Source organism: Pseudoalteromonas sp. PAR1 (genome assembly GCF_947311895.1).
GTDB classification, from domain to species: domain Bacteria; phylum Pseudomonadota; class Gammaproteobacteria; order Enterobacterales; family Alteromonadaceae; genus Pseudoalteromonas; species Pseudoalteromonas lipolytica_C.
In genome coordinates, this window is sequence record NZ_CAMZMY010000009.1 from 1 (window position 1) to 16,591 (window position 16,591).

Below are 16,591 nucleotides of genomic sequence, written 5' to 3' on the forward strand. Positions count from 1 at the left end.
GGAGTGGTAGTTCAGTTGGTTAGAATACCGGCCTGTCACGCCGGGGGTCGCGGGTTCGAGTCCCGTCCACTCCGCCATTTGTTTTCCTCAAACAAATGATTAGATAAGTCTTTACATCACACCTTACTATTTACTTATACTGACAACGTATCTCGTATCTCGTATCTCGTATCTCGTATCTCGTATCTCGTATCTCGTATCTCGTATCTCGTATCTCGTATCTCGTATCTCGTATCTCGTATCTCGTATCTTTCATCCTATCTTGCTAATATTCTTCATTATTCCTATTTATTCAGCTTTTTATATCTGCATGAATAGCAAAGAATGGCGGCTCCACAACAAAAAGGAAATGCGTTATGAGTACATTCGGAACACAACTAAAACACTATCGCAGTGAGCTAAAACTGAGCCAACCAGAATTTGCAGAGCAAGTTGGAATAGAGCAAAGTTACCTTTCAAAACTTGAGAACGATAAATCAGTGCCTTCAAATGACACATTTCGTTCAATATTAACGGCGCTCAATCTAACAATTTGCGACTTTATGGAGCCATTAAAACATTCTGTAGATAAAGCTCGGTTGATTAATGTGCCTGACATTGAAGCTTGGTATAAGCAACAAAGTAATAAGCAATTCATTAAGCAGCGTTCACTCGTCTATATTGCCATACTGTTAAGTGCGCTAGGCTGTGCCATGTTTTATTTAGGGCATCAAGAAAAGCTATTCAATACAAAATTCTATGAGTACAAATCATATGGTGTGGTGAAAGATAATGAACCAGATGGCATTTTTCATGATTGGCGTATGCTCGTAGAACAAAGCAGCGAGAAAATAGATGCTAAACGTCGTGAAATGATTAGCAGGCATGATTTTAAATTTATTATCTCAGCGGACTATAAAGGTTTTTCGTTTGTAGAATCTGGCGAGCAAGGCAGGCGTTTATATAGCCTTACTTCAAAAACACCTATTATCAAGCCCCATAAAGGCCATGTGTGGCTTGAGTTTATAGGTATCTTATTGTTTGTAGTTGGTGCAGGTCTCATAACATTTGAGAGTAAACTGACAAGACAGCATTAATGAGTTGTAGAACCTGACGCGTGTTAGCTGGCGTCAGGATCGCGAGGAATTAAATGTGCAAATTGCTGCTGGTGGATTTGTTCATATAGGGTAGCTGCATAGCTTTGCGCGTCTTGTAATCGGCGCGTACTGATGTGTTTTCGAAGGTCGTTAAGTGCTGCGGTTGCAGGCTCATAACCCTGACTACTTGCCAGACTTAGCCACACCGCGCCATGAAATACACTGTGCGGCACACCTTGCCCTTTGATGAAAAACAGCCCCATATAAAATTGTGCCCTATGATTACCCGCCATAGCAGCTAAACGCATCCATTTGGCAGCAAGGGGAGGCTGTTCATTTTTTAAATAATACAAAGCTTTGTTTAGTACGTTTTCAACAGATTGAGTACTTTTATCTGGCGCCGACCCTTTATCGGGTTGGGTTATAAAGGCAAGTACATTATCAAGCTGTTGCTCTAAATCTAAGCCTACTGGCGAATTATCAGACATAGTTTAGTTATTTTCTTGAAATAAAAGACCTTATTAGTTTAGAACATTGCAAGGTAAAATGTCCTCTTATTGAGATAAAATATGATAAAATTAGCCAATTAATCTCAACTTAAAGTTAAACATGTTCGAAAGACTTTTCAAAATCACTGAAAATAACACCTCTGTGCGCCGCGAGACTATTGCTGGCATCACAACATTCATTACCATGGTTTACATTGTATTTGTTAACCCTGCAATGCTTGCTGAAGCGGGAATGGATCAAGGTGCCGCATTCGTAGCAACTTGTATTGCTGCTGCAATTGGCTGTTTTATCATGGGCTTATGGGCAAACTATCCATTAGCACTGGCACCGGGTATGGGCTTAAACGCGTTCTTTACCTATGGTGTAGTGCTTGGTATGGGCTACACTTGGCAAGCCGCACTTGGTGCAGTATTTATGTCTGGCTGTATATTTTTGTGTTTAAGCCTATTTAAGGTGCGAGAGTGGATCATTGATGCGATCCCTCTGGTATTAAAGCGTGCGATTGCCACAGGTATTGGTGCTTTCTTAGCGCTTATTGCACTAAAAAATGCCGGTATTATTGTAGCAAGTCCTGCAACCTTAGTGCAGTTAGGCGATATCACAGCTCCAGGTCCTTTACTGGCTATCTTTAGCTTTTTTGTTATTGCGGCTCTTCTATACCGCGACATGAAAAGCGGCGTGCTAATTAGCATTTTATTGGTTACGGCTATCGCCCTTGGCTTAGACCTAGTGGAGTATCAAGGGATTATTTCAATGCCACCTTCAATTGCGCCAACCTTTATGCAACTGGATTTTGCTGCAGCATTAGAAATTTCAATGTTAACGGTAATCTTTGCCTTCTTATTTGTTGATTTGTTTGACACTTCAGGCACCTTGGTTGCTGTAACGCAAAAGGCAGGTCTTGCTGATGAGCAAGGTAAAATGCCACGCCTAGGTCGTGCGTTAAGTGCCGACAGCACAGCAACGATTGCAGGCTCAATGCTTGGTACTTCAACGACAACGTCATACATTGAATCTGTAGCGGGTGTGTCTGTAGGTGGTCGTACAGGTCTTACTGCTGTTGTTGTGGGTATTTGTTTCTTGTTAATGATGTTCTTTGCACCACTAGCCGGAATGATCCCTGCGTATGCAACGGCAGGTGCGATTTTGTATGTTGCTGTTTTAATGATGCAAAACTTAAAGCTGGTAAATTGGGATGATATGACAGATGCCATTCCAGTGAGCGTGGTATTATTAATGACGCCGTTAACTTTCTCGATTGCGCACGGTATCGCACTGGGTTTTATTTCGTATACTGCGGTGAAGTTGGTATGTGGTAAAAAAGATGAAATCAGTATCAGTGTGTGGGTGTTAACAGCATTATTTATTGTTAAGTTCGCGTTTTTATCTTAAACACCAACTAAATAAAGAAAGCACAAAGAAAAAGTGGTTTACCACTTTTTCTTTGGTGCGAATAACACGTCTAAGTCGTCTTGCTCTTGCTCTGCTTTTTTCTTAAGTGATGTTGCATTAGATGCTTTCAGTTCAGAGCTTATCGCTTCTAAGTAATTCTCAACTTCTTGTTTTTTACTATTAACATATTCATCGCTATAACTAACAGATGATAGTGTTGCGAGTGCTTTTTCAAAGTATTGTCTCGCAGAGCCAACCATATTGGCAGAGCGAGCAGACATACCTCGCTTAATTTGGCTTTCGACATTAATACGTAATTGAAGTTTTTCTAAACGTTTATCTTCGGCAACAAAAACTTGGCTATCGACTTTGCCTTTACCATGTTCAGAGCGAAGTAAGGTACGCAGTTTCTTTATACCCTGGATAAGTGAAATAAGTTGTTTGTCGTTATCTGGTAATACTAACGCTTCTGTGTTGTTGACTTCGAGAGGAGCGGTTAAGCGTTCTTTTGATTCTTTTAAACGATTTTTTAATTCTCTTGAGTTTGGCGAAAGTTGCACCATGCTTGCTAGTGCATCATAAATACGTCGTTGAATAATGCGTAAGGTGTTTTCAGACATAGGGATGTTTGTGCTGTTAAGAAGTACATCTTCTGCCTCTTCGATAATTTTTTTTTGTTTTGTTAGTTCTTTGCGGCGCTCAGCTTCTTGTTTTTCTTTGTGTTGCTGCACAGCACTTACCCACAGTGCGATTACGATTAATGCAACAATGAGCATGATGATGATAGAAACAATCATTACTAAATCTCAGTTTTAACTATCTAATTTTTTTATCTTACATTAAAAAGATTAGATCTGGATAGTTTTGCGGTTACTTATCTAGAATAAACTTCTGATGTTTACTACTTTTTAATGAGTATAGCGTTAAAGCAGCATCTTTATTGAATATTTTGCGAGTAAACACGGCTACCGAGCAGTAATTTATTGTGTTAGCCTTAGAAACAATCGATATAAAAGTATAGCGCGATGAAATATCACTTGGCATTGCGCTTTGCAGCCTTTATAAATAAACAATAACAACGTTTACAATGCAGCCATGAAATTACAACAACTCAGATATATAGTCGAAGTCCAAAATCATAAACTAAATGTTTCAGCGACAGCAGAAAGTTTATTTACTTCTCAACCGGGGATCTCAAAGCAGGTACGTATGCTTGAAGATGAGCTCGGCGTACAAATTTTTGGTCGTAGTGGTAAACACCTTACGCACGTAACCAGTGCGGGTAACGAAATTATTAATATTTCACGCGAGATACTATCAAAAGTTGAGGGTATTAAAGCGGTTGCCAATGAACATACTTTACCGGATCAAGGTAAGCTAAACATTGCTACAACACATACCCAAGCACGTTATGCATTACCCAATGTTATTCAGGGCTTTATGAAAAAATACCCTGCAGTATCGTTGCACATGCATCAAGGTACGCCGCAGCAAATTTCAGACGCCGCAGCACGCGGTGACGCAGACTTTGCCATTGCAACAGAGGCTTTGCATTTGTACTCTGATCTAGTGATGCTGCCATGTTATCACTGGAATCGCAGTATCGTTGTTGCAAAAACACATCCACTGGCGCAAAAGGCTGATAACTTAACAGTTGCAGATGTTGCTAAATATCCCCTTATAACTTATGTGTTTGGTTTTACAGGTCGATCTGAATTAGATAAAGCTTTTAATGCTCATGGGCTTGAGCCGCATATTGTATTTACTGCAACGGACGCGGATGTAATCAAAACCTATGTGCGTTTAGGACTTGGAGTGGGGGTTGTAGCATCAATGGCCATTGACCAAGTAACTGATAATGATTTGGTGTGTATTGATGCAAGCCACTTATTTGAAGCCAGTACCACTAAAATTGGTTTTAGAAAAGGCAGTTTCTTACGCAGCTACATGTATGACTTTATCGAGCGTTTTGCACCACACTTAACTAAAGAGTTAGTTGAGCGAGCAAGTTTATTACGTAACCAAGAAGATGTTGATAAGCTCTTCGAAAATATTGAGTTACCAGTAAAATAGAGATAAAAAAGCCGCTTTAAAGCGGCTTTTTTATGTGCTGAAGACGTGCTGTAAATTAACACTCGATGATATTAACCGCCAAGCCACCGCGAGCGGTTTCTTTGTATTTGGTTTTCATATCATTACCTGTGTCGAGCATGGTTTTAATTACCTTATCAAGGGTCACTTTTTGCTCGCCAGAGCCACGCATTGCAAGGCGTGACGCATTGATTGCTTTTATAGCACCCATCGCATTACGTTCAATACACGGTACTTGCACAAGACCACCAACAGGGTCACAGGTAAGACCTAGATTGTGCTCCATGCCGATTTCAGCAGCGTTCTCAACTTGCACAACATTACCACCCATTATTTCAGTTAGTGCGCCCGCTGCCATTGAGCAAGCAACCCCCACTTCGCCTTGGCAACCTACTTCAGCACCCGAAATTGAGGCATTCTTTTTATACAAAATACCAATTGCCGCAGCTGTTAATAAATAACGGGTGGCAATATCTCGGTCTACTTCTTTAATGAAAGTGTGATAATACATCAATACCGCTGGTAAAATACCTGCAGCACCATTGGTTGGTGCGGTAACAACACGGCCGCCAGCTGCATTTTCTTCGTTCACAGCAAGGGCAAATAAATCAACCCAATCCATAGCGCGAAGCGGGTCGTTGTTAACCTCAATATTTAATTTAAGGTGTAAGCTAGGTGCGCGACGTTTTACTTTTAAGCCGCCCGGTAAAATCCCTTCTGTGCGCATACCACGTTCAATACAGGCTTTCATGACTTGCCAAATATTAAACAGCTCATCTTTGATGTCTTTTTCACTACGAAGGGTTTTTTCGTTATGCATCATAAGCGTTGATACACTAAACCCTGATTCGCGACACAGCTCTAACAACTCTTTAGCTGTATTGAATGGGTAAGGTGCTGGGTTTTCTTCACGGATTTCGAGCGCTTTTTGTTTTTCGTTCTCGAACTCTTCATCACTTACGATAAAGCCACCACCGATTGAGTAATACACCTTACTAAAAAGTTTTTCGCCATTTTGGCTCGCAATGATTTCCATCGCATTTGAATGCTTAGGTAATGTTTTACGACGATGGAATACAATCGCACCTTGCTTTGGGAAATTAGCTTTATGGCTTTGGTTTAAGTATATAACCTGTTCTTTTTCGATTTTCGCGAGAATATCATCGACTAAATCAGCATCAATGGTTTCTGGATCATAACCGGCAAGGCCTAAGATCACGGCTTTACCTGAGCCATGGCCAATGCCCGTTTGGCCTAATGAACCAAACAGCTCTACTTTAATATCGGTGACGTTTGTAAGTATGTTTTTTTCTTCTAATTCGTTTACAAATAAACGCGAAGCGCGCATTGGGCCAACTGTGTGAGATGACGATGGGCCAATACCAATACTAAACATATCGAATGCACTGATCATAATTTGCTACTCATTTTCCTATTAAACGCTATACCTAAAATGTAGTCCCCTTTACATACTTTGCTCAGTAACTTAGGGGAAGGTATATCTGTCTTTGAACGGTGCCACATGATAACGTTTCTATGTGGCTGTGTAACCCTAAAAGCAGGATAATTAAACTGGTAGGGCGAGCTGCTTGATAAAGTTGTTAATTATGCTCGCGGTTGCTCCCCAAAGTAGGCCATGCGGGGTCATCAAGCCCTGTAATATGATGGTTTTGCCATTGCGCTCAAAAGGGAGAGGTTGCCAATTTTGCTGGTTGCTCAAATGTGATATCGGTAGCAAAAAACTGGCGGCCACTTCATTAGGATCTGCTTGCCATGTAGTGCCTTTACTAAGTACACAAACAAATGGTTCAATAGTGAAACCAGTTAGAGTCGCATACTGGTGTAATTTACCGTGAACAGTCACTTGATGTGTCGCAATGTTGAGCTCTTCATTAAGCTCTCGAAGGGCAGTGTGCATTAAAGTGTCATCTTGCTCTTCATACTTACCACCCGGTAAGCAAATCTCCCCCGGGTGATGAAGTAAATAACTTGGTCGTTTGCACAGCAATAAATGCGCTTCGTCATTAACATCAAGCAGAGGGAGCATTACGGCACTGGCACGCTTTTCGGCATTAAAGCGAATGGTGGTAGGGCGCTCTGTGGTTTGACTTAAACTAAAGCGGGCAATTATTTGCTGACTATTCAAGGCTTTTACTTCAACTTTTACTTTAATAAAGGCAGTATTTTATTTACTTTATCGTAAGTTTCTTGGTACTCCAAGTCGACCTTTGAATCAGCCACTATGCCACCGCCAGCCCAACAATAGATAGCACCTTGATGGCACACTAAAGTACGAATTGTGATACTGGTATCCATATTGCCACAGGCACTTAAATAGCCAATTGAACCACAATACACACTACGGCGATGTGGTTCGAGCTCTTCTATAATTTCCATAGCGCGAATTTTCGGTGCTCCGGTAATTGAACCGCCCGGAAAAGCGGCATGAATTTGGTCAACGGCATCTTTACCCTCGGCTAATTCTGCGCGCACAGTACTTACTAAATGATGCACAGCCGGAAAGCTTTCAATGGCAAATAGCGATGGTACGGTCACACTACCAGGACGAGCCACTTTGCCTAAATCGTTGCGTAATAGGTCAACAATCATGACATTTTCTGCACGATCTTTTTCAGATTGTTGTAAGCGAGTTGCTTGCGCTTGGTCTTGCTCTGAGTCAGCTAAGCGTGGCAGGGTTCCTTTAATCGGCTTGGTTTCAATTTGCCCTTGATTTATCGAGATAAAGCGCTCTGGTGAAATAGATAAAATAGCGCCATCTGGGTGATTGATATAGCTTGAAAACGGTGCTTTATTCGCTTCTCGAAGTTGTTTATAGGCTTGCCATGTTGAACCTGAAAACTCAGCTTTGAATCGTTGTGCAAGGTTGATCTGGTAACAGTCACCGCTTTTTAAATAAGCTTGAATTTTCTCAAACTTTTCGCTGTAGCTTGCTTTGCTCATGTTTGACTGCCAGTCGCTTTGCAGCGCAAACTCTGCACTTGCTGGCGTTTTGTTTAGATGCTGCTGGTATAGCGCTAAGCGATTGTGATTTGGCTGACAAACGTAAAACCAGCTTTGTTGTTGCTTATCAAAAATAAGGGCATCAGGATAAAGGCCAACAGCCATTTGCGGCATGTTAATGTCGTTTTCGGCATTACTCGGCATGGTTTCAATCACACGGCCTAAATCATAACCAAAATAGCCAAGCCAACCACCCGTAAAAGGTAGGTTATTCGTGCTTGGTGCGTGATTAAATTCCTGAAGACCCGCTTTCATTAAACTAAAACAATCACTCGATTGTTGCTTACCGTCGATAAAGCACTGATTTTCGCGCACCTCTAATTGCTTTAGCGGCGCAATGGCAATGATATCAAAGCGACTATTTACATGTTCACTGTTAGCTGAATCAAGCAACACGGCATGGGGCAAATGAGCAAAATGAGTAAATAGCGCGATGCAATCACCGCTTAAATCTAATTTAATGCACAAATTTTCATCGTTTATCATCTACATTGCCCTGAATAACTAGCCCGAAACGGGCGGGGAGGGTATCATAAGTTAAATTTGATTGGCAGCGTTATGATTTCCTTTATAGTGATGCCATGACTAACCCGTAGAGTAAATCTTCGTCACCGGTTTACTCAGGATCACGTACAGCGCTACGCGATAAAAACTTAAGGAACCCGTAATGAGTACAATTCGTCAGCAAGACTTCATTGATAGCATTGAAGATGCATTGCAATACATTTCTTTTTATCACCCTCTCGATTTCGTACAAGCCTTAGAAAAAGCTTACAACAAAGAGCAAAGCAAAGCGGCAAAAGATGCCATTGCGCAAATTTTAATTAACTCTCGTATGTCTGCTGAAGGTAAACGTCCACTGTGCCAAGATACCGGTATCATTACCTGTTTTGTAAAAGTAGGTATGGATGTTAAGTGGGATAAAACAGACATGACTGTACAGCAAATGGTTGATGAAGGTACACGTCGCGCATACTTAAACCCAGATAACCCGTTACGTGCATCAATTGTTGCAGACCCTGCTGGTACGCGTAAAAACACCAAAGACAACACACCTTCAGTTGTTCATATCGACTTAGTGCCAGGCGCTGAAGTTGAAGTAATGGTGGCAGCTAAAGGTGGCGGCTCAGAAAATAAAACGAAAATGGTTATGCTTAACCCATCTGATGATGTGGCTGCATGGGTTGAAAAAACATTACCAACAATGGGTGCGGGCTGGTGTCCACCTGGCATGCTAGGTATAGGTATTGGTGGTACTGCAGAAAAAGCCGCGGTACTTGCTAAAGAATCATTAATGGATCCGGTTGATATTCATGAGCTGATTGAGCGTGGCGCAGAAACAACTGAAGAAAAAATGCGTATCGATATCTTCGAACGTGCAAACAAATTAGGTATTGGCGCACAAGGTCTGGGTGGATTAACAACAGTTGTTGACGTGAAAATCAAAACTGCACCGACTCATGCAGCATCAAAACCAGTAGTAATGATCCCGAACTGTGCAGCAACTCGTCACGTTCACTTCACGTTAGATGGTTCAGGCCCAGCTGATCTTAAAGCGCCTAAACTTGAAGATTGGCCAGAAGTTACGTTTGAAGTAGGTGAAGGTACACGTCGTGTTGATTTAAACACACTGACTAAAGAAGACACGCAAGAATGGAAGATGGGTGAAACGGTTCTTCTGTCTGGTACTATTTTAACGGGTCGTGACGCAGCACATAAACGTTTACAAGATATGATCCAATCAGGTGAAGGTTTACCTGAAGGCGTTGATTTTGATAACAAGTTTATCTACTACGTTGGCCCTGTTGATGCAGTAGGTGATGAAGCGGTAGGTCCTGCAGGCCCTACAACTGCGACACGTATGGATAAATTCACTGATATGATGTTAGAAAACACTGGCATCATCGGTATGATTGGTAAAGCAGAGCGTGGTCCTGCAACAGTTGAATCAATCAAGAACAATAAGTCTATTTACTTAATGGCGGTTGGTGGTGCAGCTTACCTTGTATCTAAAGCAATCAAAAAAGCACGTGTAGTGGCTTTTGAAGATTTAGGTATGGAAGCAATCTACGAGTTTGAAGTAGAAGATATGCCAGTAACGGTTGCTGTTGATAGCGAAGGTGCGAATGCGCATACACAAGGCCCTGCTATTTGGAAAGCAAAAATCGAAGAACTTGATGGTAAATTAAAATAATCATCCTGTAAGTCTTTTAATAAAAAACGGCGCATCTGCGCCGTTTTTTTTCAGCTCTGACCAGTCTCGGCTATTTTCTCTGCATGCCCTTAAAAAGCAGATACTACTTGGCTTTATCGGCACATTTTCCTTGTCACTTTTTCTTTACGCTATACTTTACCTTTACGTTCACGTAATAAAGTTGGTGATGTTAATATTTTGTTTTGAATTAACAATGCTCAATTCAAACTTTGGTTGGTATATTTTTTCTTTTATAAGTTGTTTTTTGAGTTGTTATTTCTGTCATTGAACTTTGCTTAGTTTTATCATCTCATATAGTGGTAAGCGAGCATATGAAGTGATAAAGTCTCGGCAATTTCAGCGCTCACACCCCTTAGGGTAAGAAAATTTCGGAGTATTTAACTGTGGCTGTATTTAATAAAGTCGACTTTGATAACCACGAGCAAGTGGTATTTTGTTCAGATAAAGAATCAGGCCTAAAAGCTATTATCGCGGTTCACAATACCAAGTTAGGTCCAGCTGTTGGTGGTTGCAGAATGTGGGATTACACAACAGATGAAGATGCTGTAACAGATGCACTTCGTTTATCAAAAGGTATGACGTATAAAAATGCTGTAGCACGTTTACCATTTGGTGGCGGTAAGTCAGTGATCATCGGTAATGCTAAAGAAATTAAATCAGAGCAACTTTTCCGTGCATTTGGTCGCCAACTAGAGCGTTTAAGCGGTAGCTACTATTCAGCTGAAGATGTAAACATCACCTGTGATGATGTGGCTATCATGAATAAAGAAACCAACTATGTATTAGGCCTTGAAGGTAAAAGTGGCAACCCATCACCATTTACGGCATACGGTACATTCTTAGGTATTAAAGCTGCTTTACAGCATCAACGTGGTCATCAAGACCTCGCTGGCATCAAAGTAGCTGTTCAAGGTTTAGGTGCAGTGGCATACGGCCTTTGTAAGCACCTACATGAGGCGGGCGCAACATTATTTGTAACAGATATCAACGAGCAAGCTGTTGAGCGTGTTGTAAATGACTTCAATGCAACGGCTGTTGGTATTGATGAAATCTATGACTTAGATGTTGATGTTTATGCACCGTGTGCACTGGGCGCAACGGTAAACGATAATACCATCCCTCGCTTAAAAGCAACGATTATTGCTGGTTGTGCGAATAACCAATTAGCAGAGTCTCGTCACGGTGAGATCATCCGTGAAAAAGGTATCTTATATGCGCCAGATTACGTTATTAACGCTGGTGGTATTATCAACGTTTACTACGAAACTGCGCCAGAAGGTTATAGTGCAGAAGCTTCAACTAAGCACGTTGAAGGTATTTACGATACCTTAACTGAAATCTTTGCTCGCTCAGAGAAAGAACAAAAATCAACACATTTAATTGCCGATGAACTAGCATTAGAAATCATCGAAAACGGTTTATAATTAATTAAATAAGTTGTTCGAAAAGGTGCGCAGGTCGCACCTTTTTTTGTGCTCGTAATTTGTCGCAACTAAGTGACGAAGCCATTTTAACTCGTTAAACTCGATTTTTATTCTTCGAGGGTCTCTTATGGATACAGCACTTTGTGAAATCACACCGATTGATTTAGATTCTTGGCCTCGAAAGCAACATTTTGCTTTTTTCAGTGAATTTTCTTTACCTTATTTTAATGTCTGTGTTTCGCTTGATATGGCTTCGCTTTATGAAAAATGTAAAAAATCGCCGTACTCATTTTTTCATACATATGTATACCTTACTTTGGAAGCGTGTCATGACTACGCCCCAATGCGGCAACGTATTATAGATTCTCTACCGGTACAACTGTCATCGGTACGAGGGAGTGTGGTTGAGCTTGCTGATGATGATACGTTCCGATTTAGTTATTTTGAAAAACAGGCGTCGATTGAAGCGTTTTCTAAACATGCTATTGAAGTGGGAAAAAACAGTAAAGTACAAGCTTTTTTCTCTGATGCATTTGCTGCAACAGAAGGGCAGCCAGACCTAATTCATATCTCAGTGCTACCATGGTTAAACTTTACTGGTTTTTCGCATGCGGTAAGTGAAGGTCACGGACTTGGTATTCCTAAGTTTGTATTCGGCCAGTTTGATTCAAAAACTGGAAAAATGCCTCTGTCGATTGACGTTCATCATGCCTTGATGGATGGACTTCATGTAGCGCAGTTTTTGAAGGTACTACAAGAAAAAATTACAAATTTTTGTAATTGATTGTTGCTAAATGTGATTAAAGTAAGTAAAAATTGCAACTAATGTAGTATTTTAGCAATTCGCTTAATTAAGTAAGTTGGTTCCATTCAGGGTTTTGCTTAACCCTGAACCTATAAAACTACATCACTGAAAAGAATGATAATAAATATCAGGGTCTTAGTTTATGGTGCGGGTAGTTAGCTGTATTTTACTTTTCTTGTGTTTCAATGCTTTTGCAGATTCTGCACGCCTCTCTCTCAGTGATTATTTTACCGAGACTTGGAGTACACCGGCAGGCCTTCCACATAACAGCATAAATTCAGTTACACAAACAAATGACGGTTATATTTGGATAGCAACTTGGGAAGGGCTCGCTCGTTTCAATGGCCGTGAATTTAAACTTTTTACCCGTACAGAAATTCCCGGCTTACCTGACTCTGGATTGCGTAGCCTTATTCCGATGGATAATGGTGATTTATATATAGTTGGTGCACGAGGTGGTATTGCACAGCGAACTCAAGGGCAATGGCGCGCTTTAGCAACATCGTCAGCTATGATAAATCATGCACTTATAACTGAACAAGGTGAGATTTGGCTTGCCCTCGAAGGAGAGGGGATTGCTTATCGGGCCACAGAGCATGCACCTGAACAAAAACTACTTGATAAACTGAGTGTTTATCGCTTGTTGCAAGACCAAGAGGGCGTTATTTGGGCGGCAACCAGTGATGGCTTGTATCAAATTATAGATAACAAGGTTAGTAAGGTTGGCCGAGATTCAGGGTTGCCGGACGCCTCCGTGTTTACTTTACTACTAACTAATTCGGGTACCTTAATTGTAGGCACCGAAAAAGGTGTATGGAAAAAGCAACAAGACAAGTTCACTTCTGTTGACCTCGTCCTTAATAAAGAATCTATCTCGAGCTTACTTGAAGATGCACATGGTGATTTATGGTTTGGTACCATTAATAAAGGGGTGTTTAGGTTAAGTGAATTGGGTTTAGAAAATTTAGCCGCTGACGATGGTTTACCAAATAATCGCATCTTATCGCTAATGCAAGATCGTGAAAAAAGCATTTGGGTCGGAACTAACGCGGGCTTATTTCGATTAAGAGAAGCCCCTTTTACAAATTGGAACAAGAGTAGAGGTCTGGCATCAAATTATGTTCGTACAGTGCTCTCTCACTCAGATGGCAGCTTATGGGTGGGCAGTAGTAACGGCTTAAATCGTATTGAGAATGGTGAGTTAACAACGCTTGAACAAGTTAACGACAAAGACCCTTTATCAGTGTTAAGCCTTACCGAAGATAAACAGGGAGGTGTTTGGCTTGGTACTTATACTGCGGGTTTAATGAAAGTTGCAGATAACAAAATTTATCCCGTTAAAAATCGAAGTAATGGTCTTATTAGTAACGAAGTTCGCGCGGTGCTATTTGATTCGTCTGATAACTTGTGGGTTGGGACTGCAGGTGGGTTAACTAAAATAGATACCTCAGGGCAAACATATTCATATACAACAGTCGATGGTTTAGCTGGCGACTTTATCATGGCCCTTGCTGAAGATGCTTATGGCAATATCTGGATTGGCACAGGCGTTGGCGTATCTATCTTAGATTCAGCTTCTGGACAAATCAGCTCATTAAAATTTCCTGATCAGTTTAGCACTGAGTATGCATTCGGCTTTTATTTGGATGGCGATAAAATGTGGCTCGCCACAGACCGAGGGCTAGTTCGCTACAACCTCAGCACAGATCAAATGAGTTTGTTTGGCCGAGAGCAAGGTTTACCAGTTGATAAACTGTTCCAAGTGATTGAACAAGGTGATTCACTTTGGCTTACCAGTAATCGCGGTGTCATTCAGGTTAACAAAGCACAACTCAATACGTTATTAGATAACCCAGCTAAACCAATGGACGTTTCCATGCAGCTTTATGACGAAGGCGATGGCATGCTAAGTGCGCAAGCGAATGGTGGCTCAAACCCCGCTGCGGTAATACACTCTGATGGTCAAATATGGGTTGCGACCGCTAAGGGCGTTGCTATTGCAGCACCAGAGCGCTTAAAAGAGGCTAGTAAACGCCGTTTATCGACTGTAATAGAAAGTTTTGAGGTAGATGGTAAATCAATCCCTTTGACTTCTGATACTGATTTTATTAGTTTGCCGGCAGGTGTCTCACGAGTGTCTTTTAATTACGCAGGGCTTAGTTTTATTATGCCTGCTCGGCTTAACTATCAAACTCAATTAAGTGGGTACAATCAACAATGGGTAGACCGGGGGCGTCTGACCATTACCGAGTACACAAATTTACCGCCAGGTGAATATACCTTTAAAGTGCGCGCAGGCTACCCAAATAGTGATTGGCAAAATAATGAGCAAGTATTGCATTTTAAAATTGCTCCTTATTTTTGGCAAAAAACCAGCTTTAAGTTATTTATCTTAATTGCCGTTCTTTTTACCGCGTATATCATTTATAAATATCGACTATATCACTATAAGCGAATTGAAATTGAATTAACGGAAAAAGTTGAACAGCAAATGCATGAACTAAAAACACAAGCTGATGCATTTGCCCACTTAGCAAACCATGACCAATTAACACAATTACCGAATAGACGCGCCTTTGATAGTTGGTTAGCAAATAACTTTAACCAGTTTCAAGATGAGGATAAAGCGCTCAGTATTGCGATTATGGATATTGATCACTTTAAACAGATTAATGATGATTTCTCTCATTTAATCGGTGATAAGGTGATTTGTGAAATCGCACGATTATTACAAATGAATTTTCCAGATGAAGGCTATGCTGCACGATGGGGAGGTGAAGAGTTTACCTTACTATTCCCGCACAAAAATGCTGAACAAGCAGCACTGTTGTGTGAAAACATACGTTTACAGATAGCTGACTATGACTTTGCTGATATCGCAACAGGACTATGTGTTACGGTGAGCTTTGGTGTTGCAGATAATTCAAAAGTCACTGACTATGATCGATTACTATCTAATGCAGACAATGCCTTATACAGTGCTAAAAATAGCGGCCGCAACAGGGTTTTCATGCATAATAAGGGTTGCATGACACCAAGTTAAGGTTTTTGAAAATAAAAAGTGTGCAAACAATTGATCTTTTTTGGTTTGCACACATTAAAGTAACAAGACTGTTTTTTAGGCGTTAGTAATGCTAAACCTGTTGTTGTTAGTTTTTTTAATTATATTTATTGTCTGTTATTGGCGCTGGGATGACATCCGTAACCACTTTTGGCAGAAAAAATACCTTAATTACTCCCTCAATGCTCAGCAAAAAAAACTGCTATTAAACTATATGCCCATCTACCAAAAGATGACGGATGCAGACCGTGAAAAGCTGGAGCGTCACATTGTCTGGTTTTTAAATGAAAAGCACTTTATTGGCTGTGATGGCCTTAAACTTAATGATGCAATGAAGCTGATTGTAGCGGCCGATGCCTGTGTTTTAGTGCTTAATAAACCTTGGCCCCTGTATCGCAATGTAAAAGAGATCCTTTTATATCCAAGCGCTTATTATGCGCCGCAAACCTCCCGCGATAATGCAGGGCTCGTAAGCTATCACAATACCGTGCGCCAAGGAGAGTCTTGGCCGGGTGGAACCTTAGTACTGAGCTGGCATGATGTTCTTGAGGGCAATCGCTTACCAAGTGATGGACATAATTTGGTGTTTCATGAATTTGCTCATCAACTCGACCAAGAAACAGGGCAAACCACAGGCACGCCATTGCTTTCGAGTAATGAGGATTACCAAAAATGGGCGAAAGTATTTAGCCGCGCATTTAATCAACTCAAAACCCACTTAGCCTATGGCATGCCTCATGTTATTCACAGTTACGGGGCAACTAATGAGGCCGAGTTTTTTGCTGTTATCACCGAAACCTTTTTAGAAAAACCTGCAGAACTCAGGCAGTTTGACCCAGAAATTTATCATTTACTGGTTGGCTTTTATCAGTTTGATCCGATTGCGTGGCATTAGTCGTCTATTTACGTCTGTTTAACACGTATTGCTGGAATCTTGCTATGCTATTTGGTGCAATCTTAAAAGTGTGCATATAAGCAAAACAATAAAAAGTGAGA

The 16,591-nt window shown here is 40.9% G+C and carries 13 protein-coding genes and 1 tRNA gene; 9 read left to right on the plus strand and 5 right to left on the minus strand.

Translation table 11 applies throughout. From position 1 onward, the window contains the following. Both QL229_RS09075 and QL229_RS09080 read left to right on the plus strand, forming a co-directional pair. Positions 1-77: transfer RNA gene (locus QL229_RS09075), tRNA-Asp, on the plus strand. A gap of 279 nt (positions 78-356) precedes the next feature. After that, a complete protein-coding gene (locus tag QL229_RS09080) occupies positions 357-1,076 on the plus strand; it encodes a helix-turn-helix transcriptional regulator (protein WP_135924160.1) in 720 nt (239 codons plus the stop codon). Positions 1,077-1,099: 23 nt separating this feature from the next. Here QL229_RS09080 and QL229_RS09085 read toward each other — a convergent pair whose 3' ends face one another. Beyond that, the gene (locus tag QL229_RS09085; RefSeq protein ID WP_135924161.1) at positions 1,100-1,564 is read right to left on the minus strand and encodes a sel1 repeat family protein; all 465 of its coding nucleotides are present in this window, start codon (positions 1,562-1,564) and stop codon (positions 1,100-1,102) included. 121 nt (positions 1,565-1,685) lie between these two features. On the opposite strand from QL229_RS09085, the gene QL229_RS09090 reads away from it, so the two are divergent. Beyond that, a complete protein-coding gene (locus QL229_RS09090; RefSeq protein WP_168246726.1) occupies positions 1,686-2,978 on the plus strand; it encodes an NCS2 family permease in 1,293 nt (430 codons plus the stop codon). Between the two features lie 38 nt (positions 2,979-3,016). Here QL229_RS09090 and QL229_RS09095 read toward each other — a convergent pair whose 3' ends face one another. Next, entirely contained in the window at positions 3,017-3,775 is a 759-nt protein-coding gene (locus tag QL229_RS09095; RefSeq protein WP_135924162.1) for a hypothetical protein, read from the minus strand. Positions 3,776-4,073: 298 nt separating this feature from the next. Between QL229_RS09095 and cysB the strand changes: the two genes are divergently transcribed. Further along, positions 4,074-5,051 carry an HTH-type transcriptional regulator CysB gene (gene cysB, locus QL229_RS09100; protein WP_135924163.1) on the plus strand — a complete coding sequence of 326 codons (978 nt, stop codon included), beginning with the start codon at positions 4,074-4,076 and terminating at the stop codon, positions 5,049-5,051. Between the two features lie 55 nt (positions 5,052-5,106). Here the strand turns inward: cysB and QL229_RS09105 are convergent, their stop codons facing one another. From QL229_RS09105 to pabB, 3 genes are all read right to left on the minus strand, one after another. Further along, the gene (locus QL229_RS09105; protein ID WP_135924164.1) at positions 5,107-6,483 is read right to left on the minus strand and encodes an L-serine ammonia-lyase; all 1,377 of its coding nucleotides are present in this window, start codon (positions 6,481-6,483) and stop codon (positions 5,107-5,109) included. Positions 6,484-6,636: 153 nt separating this feature from the next. Beyond that, entirely contained in the window at positions 6,637-7,215 is a 579-nt protein-coding gene (locus tag QL229_RS09110) for a CoA pyrophosphatase (RefSeq protein ID WP_138556782.1), read from the minus strand. A 17-nt stretch (positions 7,216-7,232) separates the two neighbouring features. Then, positions 7,233-8,576 (minus strand): aminodeoxychorismate synthase component I, encoded by a 1,344-nt coding sequence (gene pabB / locus QL229_RS09115; protein WP_138556783.1) that lies wholly within the window; start codon positions 8,574-8,576, stop codon positions 7,233-7,235. A 181-nt stretch (positions 8,577-8,757) separates the two neighbouring features. On the opposite strand from pabB, the gene QL229_RS09120 reads away from it, so the two are divergent. The 5 genes from QL229_RS09120 (at position 8,758) to QL229_RS09140 (ending at position 16,490) form a co-directional block, all read left to right on the plus strand. Further along, positions 8,758-10,284 (plus strand): fumarate hydratase, encoded by a 1,527-nt coding sequence (locus QL229_RS09120; RefSeq protein ID WP_062570698.1) that lies wholly within the window; start codon positions 8,758-8,760, stop codon positions 10,282-10,284. 404 nt (positions 10,285-10,688) lie between these two features. Beyond that, complete coding sequence (locus tag QL229_RS09125; RefSeq protein ID WP_135924167.1) at positions 10,689-11,729, plus strand: Glu/Leu/Phe/Val dehydrogenase; 1,041 nt, start codon at positions 10,689-10,691, stop codon at positions 11,727-11,729. A 148-nt stretch (positions 11,730-11,877) separates the two neighbouring features. After that, entirely contained in the window at positions 11,878-12,513 is a 636-nt protein-coding gene (locus QL229_RS09130) for a CatA-like O-acetyltransferase (RefSeq protein ID WP_138556802.1), read from the plus strand. Between the two features lie 163 nt (positions 12,514-12,676). Next, positions 12,677-15,577, plus strand: coding sequence for a ligand-binding sensor domain-containing diguanylate cyclase (locus tag QL229_RS09135; protein ID WP_281546796.1), 2,901 nt, complete (start codon positions 12,677-12,679; stop codon positions 15,575-15,577). An 88-nt stretch (positions 15,578-15,665) separates the two neighbouring features. Further along, positions 15,666-16,490: a M90 family metallopeptidase gene (locus tag QL229_RS09140; RefSeq protein ID WP_135924169.1), complete on the plus strand. Its 825-nt coding sequence runs from the start codon at positions 15,666-15,668 to the stop codon at positions 16,488-16,490. Positions 16,491-16,591 lie beyond the last annotated feature (101 nt).

Excerpts from the sequence above, each read along its gene's own strand:
- QL229_RS09080 (WP_135924160.1), top strand. The coding sequence starts at position 357 with ATGAGTACATTCGGAACACAACTAAAACACTATCGCAGTGAGCTAAAA.
- QL229_RS09085 (WP_135924161.1), bottom strand. The coding sequence starts at position 1,564 with ATGTCTGATAATTCGCCAGTAGGCTTAGATTTAGAGCAACAGCTTGAT.
- QL229_RS09090 (WP_168246726.1), top strand. The coding sequence starts at position 1,686 with ATGTTCGAAAGACTTTTCAAAATCACTGAAAATAACACCTCTGTGCGC.
- QL229_RS09095 (WP_135924162.1), bottom strand. The coding sequence starts at position 3,775 with ATGATTGTTTCTATCATCATCATGCTCATTGTTGCATTAATCGTAATC.
- cysB (WP_135924163.1), top strand. The coding sequence starts at position 4,074 with ATGAAATTACAACAACTCAGATATATAGTCGAAGTCCAAAATCATAAA.
- QL229_RS09105 (WP_135924164.1), bottom strand. The coding sequence starts at position 6,483 with ATGATCAGTGCATTCGATATGTTTAGTATTGGTATTGGCCCATCGTCA.
- pabB (WP_138556783.1), bottom strand. The coding sequence starts at position 8,576 with ATGATAAACGATGAAAATTTGTGCATTAAATTAGATTTAAGCGGTGAT.
- QL229_RS09120 (WP_062570698.1), top strand. The coding sequence starts at position 8,758 with ATGAGTACAATTCGTCAGCAAGACTTCATTGATAGCATTGAAGATGCA.
- QL229_RS09135 (WP_281546796.1), top strand. The coding sequence starts at position 12,677 with ATGGTGCGGGTAGTTAGCTGTATTTTACTTTTCTTGTGTTTCAATGCT.
- QL229_RS09140 (WP_135924169.1), top strand. The coding sequence starts at position 15,666 with ATGCTAAACCTGTTGTTGTTAGTTTTTTTAATTATATTTATTGTCTGT.